This is a genomic window from Antarctobacter sp. (assembly GCF_048262615.1).
GTDB lineage: Bacteria > Pseudomonadota > Alphaproteobacteria > Rhodobacterales > Rhodobacteraceae > Antarctobacter.
The window spans coordinates 153,158-166,924 of sequence record NZ_JBLXFB010000004.1 but is presented as its reverse complement, the minus strand read 5'-3'; the positions used below and the strand labels follow the sequence as shown (position 1 = coordinate 166,924).

At 65.9% G+C, this 13,767-nt stretch carries 10 protein-coding genes; 2 read left to right on the top strand and 8 right to left on the bottom strand.

The features are described from left to right. Window positions 1–222: 222 nt before the first annotated feature. The gene (locus tag ACN0S5_RS06235) at window positions 223–1,227 is read left to right on the top strand and encodes an SH3 domain-containing protein (protein WP_417207012.1); all 1,005 of its coding nucleotides are present in this window, start codon (window positions 223–225) and stop codon (window positions 1,225–1,227) included. A 105-nt stretch (window positions 1,228–1,332) separates the two neighbouring features. Here the strand turns inward: ACN0S5_RS06235 and ACN0S5_RS06230 are convergent, their stop codons facing one another. Then, window positions 1,333–2,940 (bottom strand): chloride channel protein, encoded by a 1,608-nt coding sequence (locus ACN0S5_RS06230; protein ID WP_417207312.1) that lies wholly within the window; start codon window positions 2,938–2,940, stop codon window positions 1,333–1,335. A gap of 143 nt (window positions 2,941–3,083) precedes the next feature. On the opposite strand from ACN0S5_RS06230, the gene ACN0S5_RS06225 reads away from it, so the two are divergent. Next, window positions 3,084–4,457 (top strand): FAD-binding oxidoreductase, encoded by a 1,374-nt coding sequence (locus ACN0S5_RS06225; RefSeq protein ID WP_417207009.1) that lies wholly within the window; start codon window positions 3,084–3,086, stop codon window positions 4,455–4,457. Between the two features lie 78 nt (window positions 4,458–4,535). On the opposite strand, the gene recN is transcribed toward ACN0S5_RS06225, so the two are convergent. The 7 genes from recN to ACN0S5_RS06190 all read right to left on the bottom strand — a co-directional run bounded on the left by recN (window position 4,536) and on the right by ACN0S5_RS06190 (window position 13,673). Next, window positions 4,536–6,188 carry a DNA repair protein RecN gene (gene recN / locus ACN0S5_RS06220; protein ID WP_417207007.1) on the bottom strand — a complete coding sequence of 551 codons (1,653 nt, stop codon included), beginning with the start codon at window positions 6,186–6,188 and terminating at the stop codon, window positions 4,536–4,538. Between the two features lie 36 nt (window positions 6,189–6,224). After that, entirely contained in the window at window positions 6,225–7,079 is an 855-nt protein-coding gene (locus ACN0S5_RS06215; RefSeq protein WP_417207005.1) for an outer membrane protein assembly factor BamD, read from the bottom strand. 129 nt (window positions 7,080–7,208) lie between these two features. After that, window positions 7,209–8,138 (bottom strand): UDP-3-O-acyl-N-acetylglucosamine deacetylase, encoded by a 930-nt coding sequence (gene lpxC, locus ACN0S5_RS06210; RefSeq protein ID WP_417207003.1) that lies wholly within the window; start codon window positions 8,136–8,138, stop codon window positions 7,209–7,211. Window positions 8,139–8,524: 386 nt separating this feature from the next. Continuing rightward, window positions 8,525–10,144 (bottom strand): cell division protein FtsZ, encoded by a 1,620-nt coding sequence (ftsZ, locus tag ACN0S5_RS06205; protein ID WP_417207002.1) that lies wholly within the window; start codon window positions 10,142–10,144, stop codon window positions 8,525–8,527. A 387-nt stretch (window positions 10,145–10,531) separates the two neighbouring features. After that, entirely contained in the window at window positions 10,532–11,860 is a 1,329-nt protein-coding gene (gene ftsA, locus ACN0S5_RS06200) for a cell division protein FtsA (RefSeq protein WP_417207000.1), read from the bottom strand. Continuing rightward, complete coding sequence (locus ACN0S5_RS06195) at window positions 11,857–12,771, bottom strand: cell division protein FtsQ/DivIB (protein WP_417206998.1); 915 nt, start codon at window positions 12,769–12,771, stop codon at window positions 11,857–11,859. The genes ftsA and ACN0S5_RS06195 overlap by 4 nt, the downstream gene beginning before the upstream one ends. Next, complete coding sequence (locus ACN0S5_RS06190; protein WP_417206995.1) at window positions 12,759–13,673, bottom strand: D-alanine--D-alanine ligase; 915 nt, start codon at window positions 13,671–13,673, stop codon at window positions 12,759–12,761. The genes ACN0S5_RS06195 and ACN0S5_RS06190 overlap by 13 nt, the downstream gene beginning before the upstream one ends. Window positions 13,674–13,767 lie beyond the last annotated feature (94 nt).

Genomic DNA, 13,767 nt, shown 5'->3' with positions numbered 1-13,767 from the left:
CGGGCATACCTCAGGGACGGGCTCCGGGCAAAGCCGAATTCGCCGCCGGAACCGCCTGCGCGGCCCTGACCGGCGGGTTTGCGCGCAAAAAAGGTGGCGGCCCCGCGCCGCCGTAAGCCGCTGAAAAACAAGGATGCTATCCTCTAACACCCCCCCGATATTGCGCGTCCGGGGGGCTGTGGGCCTAATCCGGTCATCGCCTCTGCAACAAAGGACGACACCATGCTTAGACTGCTGACATTCCTCTCTGCCCTGTTCCTCGCCAGCGCGGCGGCCGCCACGTCCCTTTGGGTCGACGCCCCCCGCGACGGCTATCTCAACCTGCGCACCGGCCCCTCTGTCCAGTACCATGTGCTTGGCAAGATGCCCCACGGCAGCCCGGTCAAACTGCTCGAAGCGCCGGGCAAATGGGTCAAGGTCCGGCATGTCTCGGGCCTGATCGGCTGGGCGCACAGCGGCTTTCTCACCGACCATAAGCCGGTTCTCGGCCATGACCGCGATCCCGGATACAGCCGTGGGCAGGACTACTGGATCGACGCGCCGCGCTTTGGCCACCTGAACCTGCGCAACGGACCGGGCCAAGCCTATCAGGTCATCGAAAAGATGCCCCACGGCGCCAAGGCGCATGTGATCTACAAACAGGATGGCTGGTACAAGCTGCGCTTTGAGGGCAAGACCGGCTGGGCCAACAGCCGCTTCTTGTCAGAGCACAAGGTCAAGACACGCGGCCACAATGGCGGTCATGCCGGAACGCCCTATGCCCAACCCACCGGGCAGCACTACTGGGTCTATGCCCCCGGCTATGGCGGGCTGAACCTGCGCAACGGTCCCGGAACCGGCTACCCGGTGCTGTTCACCATGGGCCAGCGCGACAAGGTGGCAGAGCTTGGCCGTCAGGGCGACTGGATTCTTCTGCGTCACCCCTCCGGCTATACCGGCTGGGCGCATGGCGACTATCTGGTCAAACAGGACCCCGGCCACAGCCGCGCCCCGAACGGCAACCGTTACGACCATCGGGACGACAGGCGCAAAGGTGGTCGCGACCGTGACGGCGACTGGCGCGGCGACACCGGCCACAAGGACTATGGCCACAACGACAACCGCAGAAAGGGCAAGAAGGGCGGCAAGACCTTCGACAGTTTCGCCGAGGCCGTGGCCGCCTGCGCCGGACACAATGGCAATGACCTTCAGGTCTGCCTTGCCCGGAACATCTCGCGGATCAGGTGACCGCGCCCCGGACAGCGCTCCGGACAGCACTCCGGACAGCGACAAGACCACCGGCACAGACACAGGACGGGCCCGGCGTGGCCCGTCTTTTCCCGGTCGCGGCGGTTACCTGTGCTCTTCCTTGGCCGTCGCCGCCAAGGCCCGGTTATAGGCCTTCAGCGCATCGACGTGGAACAGTGCCCCTTGCAGCACCGGCTTGTCCTCGACCATCGTCACCACCGGCAGAAAGGCCACGCCGGATTTGTCGAACCGGGGCAATGCCGTCTCCAGTGTCGCGGTCGCCTGCACATACAGTTCCTGTTCGATCATCCGCAGGCAGGCCTCTTCGTCGGCGGCGTTCTCGTCGGTCGGCTTGCGCATGACCCCCTGCACCCGGAACATCGCCAGCAGATAGGCCTGCGGACCCGCCGCCAGATGCACGTTGCGGCGTTTCAACTGGGACAAAAAGAACGACCGGTTCACCAACCGGCTGGCCAGTGCCGTCGACATCGACACCGACACCATCACCGCCAGCCCGGTCTGCCAGTCGCCGGTCAGCTCGAACACGATCAGCGTGGTCGAGATCGGCGCCCCCAGCACCGCCGCCGCCACCGCCCCCATGCCCGCCAGCGCATAGAGCGTAAAGGCCGAGGACACCTCGGGAAACAACCCCGTCGCGATATGGCCAAAGGTCAGCCCGGTCAGCGCCCCCACCATCAGCGAGGGCGAAAAGATGCCGCCGCCCATGCGCCCCGCCATGGTGATCGACACCGCCGCCACCTTGACGATGCAAAAGACAAATGCCTCGTGCATCAACAGCCCGCCGGTCAGCGCGCGTGAGGTCGTCTCATACCCGACCCCGATGATATGCGGATACAGGATCGCGATCCCACCCAGCAGCAGCCCCGCCACTGCCGGGCGCAGCCAGTAGGGCAGGTTCAGGCGCTTTTGCAGCCGCGTCTCCATGTCGTCTGCGAAAAATATCGCGTGCATCATGATCACCGCAACCAATCCGCAAACCAGCCCAAGGATAAAGAAAGCGGGCAGTTCAAGGTAGAACTCCACCGTCGTTGTCCCCGGCAGGACAAATTCGGTCACGTCGCCGTACACCAGCCGGTTGATCACCGTCCCCGCCGCGCTGGCCACCACAATCGGCGCAAAGGCGTGCAGCGCGAAATGTCGCAGGATAACCTCCAGCGCGAACAGCGCCCCGGCGATGGGGGCGTTGAAACTAGCCGAGACCGCCGCCGCCACCGCGCAGCCCAGCAGGTCGCGCCCGGTGATCCCGTCCACCTTCAGCGCGTTGGCCACCCAGCTCGACGCCATCGCAGCGATATGCACCACCGGCCCCTCGCGCCCCGTCGACCCGCCGGTCGACAGGGTGATCCACGAACACAGCGCCGAGGCGATTCCGGCCTTTTTCTCGACCCGGCCGTCGTTCAGCGCCGCGCCTTCGATCACATCGGCCACCGCCCGCACCCGCCCGTCCGGCGTGGCCACATGCAGGATAATCCCCACCGCGATCCCGCCCAGCACCGGGATGATCAGCACCCAGATCCACGGCAGCCGTTCGGCAAAGGAATGCAGCGTGTTGACGTCCGGCGTGCCGTAGACCAGCGTCTGCAACCCCTCCACCGCGCCGCGAAAGGCGATCGCCGCAAAGCCCGAGGCAATTCCCACACCCAGCGCGATGAACCAGAACTGGACCTGTCCCGGCCCTTGGTGCCGCACCATGTCCCAGCCCTGCCCGCAGGCCGCCGAAACATTGCGCAATTGCTCTCGCAGCAGGCCTGGCAATACCGCCTCCCCAAATCCCGTGGCTTTCCCGCGACGCACGCGCTGGTTAAGGTGGTCCGAGCAAAATGCCGGAGTCCCCCATGCCCATCGCGCAGGCGATCGATAATCTCAAAACCGTCCTAGGCGAACGCGTCAGCCTGTCCAAGAGCGATCTCGACGCGCATGGCGCATCGGAATCCTATTTCCCCCCCGTGCCGCCGCAGGCGGTGGTCTATCCCCGCAGCACCGACGAGGTGCGCCAGATCGTCGAAATCTGCGCAAAAGCGGATGTACCGATGATCGGCTGGGGTGCGGGCACCTCTCTCGAAGGGCACGGTCAGGCCCTGCGTGGAGGCGTTTCGGTGGATTTCCGTCACATGAACCGGGTGCTGGAAATCCGCCCCGCCGACATGGATGTGACCGTGCAACCGGGCGTCACCCGTGAGGCACTGAACGAAGAGTTGCGCGCCACCGGGCTGTTCTTTCCGGTCGATCCCGGCGCAAATGCCTCATTGGGCGGCATGGCGATGACCCGCGCCTCGGGCACCACAACCGTGCGCTATGGCTCGATGCGCGACAATGTCATGGGGCTGGAGGTGGTGCTGGCCGACGGGCGGGTGATCCGCACCGGAACCCGCGCCCGCAAAAGTGCCGCTGGCTACGACCTGACCGCGCTCATGGTCGGGTCGGAGGGGACGCTGGGACTGGTGACGGAACTGACCCTGCGCCTGCACGGTCAGCCAGAGGCGGTCAGCGCCGGCATCTGCGCCTTTCCCGACATGGCCGCCGCCACCGCCGCCGTCATGGAAACCATCCAGATGGGCATTCCCATGGCGCGGATCGAATTTGCCTGCGCACAAACCGCCCGCGCCTTCAACGCCTATGCCGGCACCGACATGGCCGAAGCACCGCACCTGATGGTCGAATTCCACGGCAGCCCGCAAAGCACCGAACAGGACGCCGAACGCTTTGCCGAGATTGTCGCAGACCACGGCGGCAGCGCCTTTCGCTGGTCCGCCCGCGAAGAGGAACGGCGCGCGCTCTGGGCGATGCGCCACAACGGCTATTATGCCATCCTCGCCTCGCGCCCCGGCGCGCGCGCGGTGGTGACGGACATCTGCGTGCCGATCTCGCGGCTGGCGCAGGCAATCGAGGCGACACAGGCCGACATCGCCGACAGCGGCCTGCCCGGGCCGATCCTCGGCCATGTGGGGGACGGCAATTTCCACGCCATCCTGCTGATCGACCCCGACCAGCCCGCCGAACTGGGCAAGGCCAAGGAACTGGCCGCGCGCATGGCCACGCGCGCCATCCAACTGGGCGGCACCTGTACCGGCGAACACGGCGTGGGCTATGGCAAACTGCCCTTCATGCAATCCGAACACGGCGACGCATGGCAGGTCATGGGCAGCGTGAAGGCGGCGCTCGACCCGCAAAACCTGATGAATCCGGGCAAACTGGTGCCCAGCAACTGATCGCCCTTGTCGGATGTGGTCGGATGTCCATCCGCCTGACGGGCGGTCAAGACACTCAAAGATGCCCCTGTCCCGTCCTCAGGCCTTGAGCAGCGCCCGCGCCGCCGCGCGGGCCTCTTTTGTCACCACGTCGCCGGACAGCATCCGCGCGATCTCATCCTCACGGTCATCCACCGCCAGCGGCAGCACCTCGGACAGCGTCATCTCACCCTCGACCCGTTTGGACACCCGCCAGTGATGCCCGCCAAGGGCCGCCACCTGCGGCGAATGGGTCACCACCAGCACCTGCCCGCCTTCGGACAAGGCCTTGAGCCTGCGGCCCACCGCATCCGCCGTGGCCCCGCCAACCCCGCGGTCGATCTCGTCAAAGATCATCGTCGCCCCGCGCCCCTGCGCCTCGGTCAGGCAGACCTTCAGCGCCAGCAGAAACCGCGACAGCTCGCCGCCAGAGGCGATCTTGTTCAGCGCGCCCGCCGGGGCACCGGGGTTTGTCGCCACGGTAAAGGCCACCGTATCGCGCCCCTCGGTGCCTGCCGGGGCCTCGGACACGGCGGTGTGAAACACCGCCCGCTCCATCTTGAGCGGGGCCAGTTCGCCCGCCACCGCCACGTCCAGCCGCCCCGCCGCCTCGCGGCGCAGCGCGCTCAGCGCCGTGGCCGCCGCGTCATACCCCGCCTCAGCGGTCTTCAGGTCCGCGCGCAGCCCGCCGATGCGCGCCTCGCCCGCGTCCAGCGCCGCCAGCCGGTCCGACAGCTCCGCCGCCAGACCCGGCAGGTCATCCGCCATCACCTGATGTTTGCGCGCCAAGCCCCGGATCGCGAACAGCCGCTCCTCGGTGTCGTCCAGTTCCATCGGGTTGAATTCCAGCGCCTCAAGGCAATCGGCCACCCCGCGCGAAGCCTCGTCCAGTTCGGACATGGCCCGCGTCAGCGCCGCGATGGGCGCATCCAGCAACCCCTCGGCCTTTTCCGCCACCCCGTCCAGCCAGCGCAGCGCGTTCGACATGGCCCCCTCGGCCCCGTCATAGCCCAACGCGCTGGAGGCCTGCGCGATGTCGTCGCGGATCTTCTCCGCCGACTGCATGCTGCGCCGGCGCGCGTCCAGTTCCGCCTCTTCGCCCGCGACCGGCGCGAGTTTGTCCAGTTCCGCAACCGCGTGGCGCAGGAAATCCTCTTCGGCGCGCACCGCCTCCAGCGCCGCCTGCGCCGCGTCCAGCGTCTTGCGCGCCGTCCCCATCGCCCGCCATGCGCTGCGCACCTCGGCCTGCGCCGGTCCCGCATCCGCATACAGATCAAGGATCGCCCGGTGCCCCTTGGGGTCCAGCAAGCCGCGATCGTCATGTTGGCCGTGCAGTTCCACCAGCGTTTCCGACAGGCGCCGCAGCACCTCACCGGACACCCGCCGGTCATTGACCCAGCCGGTCTTGCGCCCGTCCCTGGTGTTCACCCGCCGCAGGATCAATTCGTCCGAGGCGGGCAACCCCGCTTCTTCCAGCACCGACCACGCCGCATGTCCCTGCGGCAACTCGAATTCGGCCACCACCTCTCCCTGCTCGGCCCCAGAGCGCACCAGTTCGGCGCGCCCGCGCCAGCCCAGCACAAAGCCCAGCGAATCCAGCAGGATCGACTTTCCGGCCCCGGTTTCCCCGGTCAACACGTTCAGACCCGGCTGGAACTCCAGTTCCAGCCGCTCAATGATCAACATGTCTCGTATTTCAAGCGCGCGCAGCATGGTTCGCCGTCGGCCAGACCTGAGGTCCGCCGCTCCTTACAACCACTGGCCCTTGATCATCTGACGATAGATGGCCGACAGCCAGTTGTCGCCCAGCACAGAAGGCTTCAGCCCCTGCTTGGTCAACAGCTTGAACCCATCCTCATACCAGTCGGTCGACTGGTAGTTATAGCCAAGGATGGCCCCGGCGGTCTGCGCCTCGTTCAGAAGACCCAGCGAGAGGTAGGCCTCAATCAGACGATACAGCGCCTCCGGCGTGTGGGTCGTGGTCTGGAAATCCTCGACCACAACGCGGAACCGACTGATTGCGGCACCGTAATGCGACCGCTTCAGATAGTAGCGCCCCACTTCCATTTCCTTGGCCGCCAGATGGTCAAAGGCAAGGTCGAATTTCAGGATGGAAGAGCGGGCATATTCGCTGTCGGGATAGCGTTCGATCACCGTGCGCAGCGCCTGCAAGGCCTGAAACGTCAGCCCCTGATCGCGGCCCACCAGTTCGATCTGGTCATAGTAGGACAGCGCCAGCAGGTATTGCGCATAGGCGGCGTCGTCTTCGGCGGGATAGAAATCAATGAACCGCTGCGCCGCAGAGCGCGCGTTTTCATAATCCCTGTCCTCGTGATAGGCATAGGCCTGCATGATCAATGCACGCTTGGCCCATTCCGAATAGGGATAGAGGCGCTCGACCTCGCCAAAGTAAAACGCCGCGTCTTTTGAGTCGTTTCTCGACAGCTCGTATTCGCCGCGTTCGAAAATCTGCTTGGCGGTAAAGCTTTCCAGCGGCACGCCACCGGGGCCCACTTCCTTGCGCTGCAATTCACCACAGCCCGCCAGCGACAGCGCAAACGCCACCGCGACGATCCCAAGTTTCCGCGATCCGCCCCCAGTCATGCCCGATCGTCCTCTACTTCGTGCGGCACCGCCTTCAGCGGTTGCCATTGGGAGCGGTCTAGCACAGAAAATTCCGGTGCAAAATGTCTTGTAGCCCGAATAATGCGCGCTATGCCGCCCACGCGGCGCTCAGGCCACGGCCGGAATCTCGTGCCGCTCGACACCGGCTCCGGGAAGGCGAGCCGCCTGCGCCGGATCGCACAGAACCACGCGGTACGCACCGGGCATGTCAAACAGCGCCCGCAGCAGGGCATTGGTCATCGCGTGACCGGCCTTGTGGCCCTCATAGTGGCCGATGATCGGTGCCCCGGCGAGGGCAAGATCCCCCAGCGCGTCCAGCATCTTGTGCCGCACCGCCTCATCCGAATGACGCAGCCCGCCGGGCGACAGGATCTTGTCGCCATCGACCACAACCGCGTTTTCATAGGTGCCGCCCAGCGCCTTGCCAGCGGCATGCATCGCGTCGACGTCCGAGGCGCGGCAAAAGGTGCGGCTGTCGCACAGTTCGCGCACAAAGGTGCCGTTCGCAAGGTTAAGCGTCTTGGTCTGCTCGCCGATGGCCGCATCGGCAAACGAAATGTGAAACTGCATGGTCAGGCCCTGCCCCACTTCGGCGGGCGACAGACGCGCCCAGCCCATGTCGGTGCGGACCTCGACAGGTGCAAGCACTTCGATGGCGCGGATCGGCATGGCCAGTTGGCGCAGGCCACGGGCAAGGATGCCACGCACGAAAGGCACCGACGATCCGTCGAGGATGGGGGCCTCGGGTCCGTCGATCTCGATCAATGCGTTGTGGACACCGCAACCCGACAGGGCCGCCATGACGTGTTCGACCGTCGACACCGATGTCCCGGCGCGGTTGACGATCCAGGTACACAGCGGCGACGCCTCGACCGCGTCCCAGCGGGCGGGAACCAGCGTGTCGCCAAGCGCGATGTCGGTGCGTTTGAACCAGATGCCATAGTCGGCGCTGGCAGGACGGATCGTCAGGCGCGCGGGCGCGCCGGAATGAAGTCCAACACCAGTGAATGTGATCGGCGAACGAAGAGTGGTCTGCACGAGGTTGCCCCTGAGTTGCACACGTCCCCCCAACCCGGACGCGGCTTTGGGTATGGACGTAGCGAAGGTACCCCCTCGCCTCAAATCAAAGATTGCAACGGTGTGAAACATCACTCGTGAACGGTCGGCGGAACCCCGCCACAAACGCGAAGAACACGCGGCAAGCAACTGTTATCGCCTCATTATTTCGGCAGGAATCGGGGTCTCTCCCAGACCTCTCCGCGACCCGGACTCGACCGTTATTTGCATCAATGTTGCGTTTTGTGAACACCTTTGGCCGGGGGCGTAACATATGAAAACGCCCCCGGCTCAGGCAGGGGGCGTTTTCATGTCGCGGGGTGGTTCTGGCTGTCGGGCGCAGGCCCGACCGCCAAGTCCGGTTGGCCTCAGTTGGCCTGACGGCGCAGGAAGGCCGGAATTTCAATCCGGTCATCCTCGGCCTCGGGCTCCTGATCGTGGATCGGGGCCGGGCGATGCGCCTGCACCGGCGGCTGTGCGCGGCGTGACTGCGGCGCGGCCTGCTGCTCGGTATGGCCGGTCATGCGACCGATCAAAGAGTTCACGCTGAAGCGCGACCGCTCTTCTGCCGGCGGGGCGGCGGGCGCGGGCTGCGGCGCGGCAGCGGCCTGCGTCTCTTCGCGGGTCCGCGCGGCGGCGGCCTTCAGCCGGTCCAGTGTGGCCGGGCTGGGCGTGCCGGGTGCGGGCGCGCGCGGCGCGACAAAGTCCTGCGGATCGGCCTCGATGGTGTCGGGCGCGGGGCGGAACTCGGCCACATGGGCGCGGTAGACCGGCGGCGGCAGGCCGTCGTCGGCGCGCTCATCCTCGATCACCTCGTCATACTCGCGTGAGATCACCGGATCGGCCTGTCCGGCCTCCTCCATCTGACCGAACAGCGACGGCTCGGGCTCGGCGGCGCGGGCCGCAACCGGTTCCGGTGCGGGCTGCGGCGCGGGGGCCGGAGCAGGCGCGGGTGTGTTGGCCAGAGTGCCCAGCGGCTTGGACAGCGGACGGCGCGGCACCGGCACATCGCCGGTGTTGTCGCGGGCGTCGATGCCGGTGGCGACCACCGACACGCGCATCCGGCCTGCCATGCCATCGTCCAGCGTGCTGCCGACGATGATGTTGGCCTCTGCGTCCACTTCCTCGCGGATGCGGTTGGCCGCTTCGTCCAGTTCGAACAGCGTCAGGTCGTGACCGCCGGTGATGTTGATCAACACACCGCGCGCGCCCTTGAGGCTGATTTCGTCCAGCAGCGGGTTGGCGATGGCCTTCTCGGCGGCCTGAACCGCGCGATCCTCGCCCTCGCCCTCACCGGTGCCCATCATGGCCTTGCCCATCTCGTCCATCACCGCGCGCACGTCGGCAAAGTCGAGGTTGATCAGACCCGGACGGACCATCAGGTCCGTGACACCTTTGACGCCCTGATACAGCACGTCATCGGCCAGGCTGAACGCCTCGGTAAAGGTGGTCTTTTCGTTCGCAAGACGGAACAGGTTCTGGTTCGGGATGATGATCAGCGTGTCGACAACCTTTTGCAGGCTTTCGACACCGGCCTCGGCCTGCTTCATCCGCTTGGCGCCCTCGAACTGAAAGGGCTTTGTCACCACACCAACGGTCAGCACACCCAGTTCACGCGCCGCCTGAGCGATGATCGGAGCCGCCCCCGTCCCGGTGCCGCCCCCCATGCCTGCGGTGATGAAACACATGTGCGCGCCGGCCAGATGGTCAACGATCTGTTCGATGCTTTCCTCGGCGGCGGCGGCGCCCACACTGGCCCGCGCCCCGGCACCCAGACCCTCGGTCACTTTTACACCCAGTTGCACGCGGCTTTGCGACATGCTTTGGGCCAGCGCCTGAGCGTCGGTGTTGGCGACGACAAAATCGACGCCCTCAAGGTTTTTCTCGATCATGTTGTTGACGGCATTGCCGCCCGCGCCGCCCACGCCAAAGACCGTGATACGGGGTCTCAGCTCATCCTGTCCGGGCATCGAAAGATTCAGTGCCATGTTGTCGTCCGCCTGTTTTTTATTCCGGTTTCGGGCCTGTGCGCGGCCCGTTCCCTTGAATCCTACCGATAGACGCCCGGTCCGTCACGCGAAAAACGCGCGAAATCTACCAAATGTGGCAAATTCGCGGCGTGTTTTGGCCGTATTTCGCCCATTCACCGATATGCAGTGGATTACTCAGTGCCGACCACTAATGGCGCGCGACAAACACCCATGGCGCGCGTCCGATCAACTGACAATGTAAGGGAGCCTGCCCGACATCCCGTAGCCCCGCCTCTGTGGACGGATTTGTGTATAACCTAACAGAGCCTTACCCGCCCGTCAGCCCCGGAAGTGACTTGCCGAAAGGATTTTTCCGGTCTGAATTGAAAGCGCTGTCCGGCGCTGTCACCAATTCTCGCGGAACCACTGCACCGCGCGTTTCAGCGACCGCGCCGGCAGCCTGTCCACCGGGATCTCGAAATCCCACCATTCGTCCTGCGGATGCGCCGCGAACAGGCACAGGCCCACCGCCGTGGCAAAGCCCGGCCCGGTTGCCGCCTGCGGCAGCCCGTGGACGCGCAAGGGGCGGCCAAGGCGCACCTGCTGGCCAAGGATCTTGGACGCCAGCCCATCCAGACCGGGGATCTGCGAGGCCCCGCCTGTCAGCACGATCTGCTGGCTGGGCAAATGGTCAAAGCCCGCCGCATCCAGCCGCATCCGCACCTCTTCAAGGATCTCCTCGACGCGCGGCCGCATGATGCCGATCAGTTCGGCGCGGCTGACGGTGCGGCGGTCGTGTTCCCAATCGCCGGTGTCGCCGCCGATCTCGATCATCTCGCGGTCGTCCATGCCGGTGGCGACCAGACCGCCGTAAAAGGTCTTGATCCGTTCCGCCGTCGCCATCGAGACCTTCAGCCCCTTGGAGATGTCGCGGGTGACGTGATCGCCGCCCATGCGCACGCTGTCGGCGTAGATCATGTGTTTCTTGATAAAGATCGACAGGCCGGTGGCCCCGCCGCCCATGTCGATACAGGCCGCGCCCAACTCTTGCTCATCCTCGACCAGCGCCGAGACGCCGCTGACATAGCCCGACGACGCCAGCCCGGCCAGTTCCAGATCGCAACGCTTGACGCAATGGGCAAGGTTCTGGATCGCCTGCCCCTCGACCGTCAGCATGTGCATGTCACAGCCCAGTTCGTTGCCGATCTGGCCGCGCGGATCGATCAGCCCGCTGCGGTGGTCCAGCACAAAGTTCACCGGCTGCGCGTGCAGCACCTCGCGGCCATAGCCGAAATCGGGCACATCACAGGCCGACAGCACCCGCGCCACGTCCTGTTCATCCACCGTGGTGCCCAGCACCTCGGACTTGCCCGCCAACCCGTAAGAGCGCGGCTCGGCCCCGGAAAAGGCGGCGATGACGTGATCCACCCGGATACCGGCCATCTTCTGCGCCGCCTGCACCGCCGTGCGGATCGACCGTTCGGTCGCCCCCATGTCATGCACTTCGCCGTGACGCACCCCGCGCGACCGCGTTGTCGCGGCCCCGATCACCCGGAACCCGGACTGCCCCGCCAGTGACCCGATGCCCTCATCGGACGGGTCGGTGCCGTCAAAGCGCAGCACCAGACAGGCCACCTTGGACGACCCCACGTCCAGAATGGCCACCACGCCGCGCTGCATCGCTGCCCGCCGCATGTTCCGCATCGCCCTTTGGGACTCGTAAAGCTCGATCATCGCAACACTTCCCTACCAGCCTCAATCGCCTTGATCCGCCACATCTGCTGCGTGGCGTCCTCGGTCATTCGTATTGTTGGTCTGCGTGGCAGGCGCAGATCGACCACCGTCAGGTCGCGCGCCAGCAGGTCCAGCCCCGGCGTCAGCGCCATGCCGATGGCCTGTTCCAGCGCCCGTTCCGCGCCGGTCTCGGGCAGCATGATGCGCTGACCCCGGTCCAGCACCACGTCCCAGCGCCGCGCGCCGATCCGTTCAAACCCGCGCAGCCGCGCCCGCACCGGCCCGGTCAGCGCGTACAGCCGCAGCGCCTCGTCCACCGCCAGTTCCGCAGCACCGCCCGCGATCACCGGCAGCGCCGCATGGGCCCCCCGCGATACCGCAGGGCCAACAAAGACGCCTTCGTCATCCAGCAGGTTCAGCCCCTCGGCGGTCCGCCACAGCACCACGGGAACGCGCTCGACCACGTCGACCTGTAGGACACCGCCCTGCCGCACCCGCAGTTGCGCCGTCTTGACCGCGTCCAGCGCCGTCACCGTCTGTTGCATGCCCTCAAGATCCAGATCGAAAGAGCTTTTGGGAAAGTCGATCGACAGGTCGGCCCGGATCGCAACCGCCACCTCTGGCGCCGCGCCGTCGATGGCCATCATGCGGACCTGAAACTCTGGCCGGTTCTCGACCGTGGCGCGCACCTCGCTCAGCATCAGGTGAAAGGCCTCGCGGTTCTCATCCACCGCGAACCATGCCGCCCCGACCCCGAAACACAGGCCAAACGGCAGCAACACCCGCAAGGTAAACCGAAAGAACGGCGTCAGCATCAGCCGTTCCAGCCGGTACTTCAGCTTGGACGCGCGCGGGTCCAGCCGCGCCATCTGCGGATCGTCATGGGCGGCCTGCGCCTCTACCTGTCGCATGAGGCATCCTTCACCATCCAGTCGCAGAACTGGCCAAAGCTCATGCCCTCCAGCGCGCCGTGTTCCGGCGACAGCGACGTGGGCGTCATGCCCGGCTGGGTGTTGGTTTCCAGCAGGATCAGCCCGTCCAGCCCCCTGCCCTCATCCCAGCGGAAATCCGTCCGCGACACCCCCCGGCAGCCCAGTGCCTTATGGGCGCGCAGCGCATAGTCCATGCAGGCCGCGTAGATATCCTGCGGCAGGTCTGCCGGACAGATATGCCGCGACCCGCCCGCCTTGTACTTGGCGTCGAAATCGTACCAGCCGTCAGTGAGGATATCCGTCACGCCCAGCGCCCGGTCACCCATCACGGTGGCGGTCAGTTCCCGCCCCGGCACAAAGGCCTCGACCATGACCACCTCGGGCATCGCCGCATCCAGCGCCGGCGGCCCGTTGGCCGCCTCGTCCACCAGATACACCCCGACCGAGGACCCCTCGTTGTAGGGCTTCACCACATAGGGCGGCGCCATCACGTGCCGTTCGCGCACCTCATCAGCCCGCGCCAGCAGGCTCTCGGCCACCGGCAACCCGGCGGCGCGGTACACGTCCTTGGTCTTTTCCTTGTCCATCGCCAGCGCCGAGGCCAGAACCCCGGAATGCGTATAGGGAAGGCGCAGCCACTCCAGAATGCCCTGAATACAGCCGTCCTCGCCCCAGCGCCCATGCAATGCGTTAAACACCACGTCCGGGGCAATCTCTGCCAGCCGCCCGGCCACATCGGGCCCCGCGTCCAGTTCGATCACCTCGTATCCTTCGCCCCTCAAAGCGGCGGCGCATTCCCGACCGGAACTCAGCGAGACCTCGCGCTCTGACGAAGGCCCCCCTTTCAACACCACCACTTTCGGGATTGTCCTGCTCGACATTCCCAAATCTGCCTCAACTGCCCAGGGGCGGAGCCCCCATTCTTATATAGAGGGCCATGCCCCCATTGATCGCGCGGGGTTTCGTGCCCCCGTC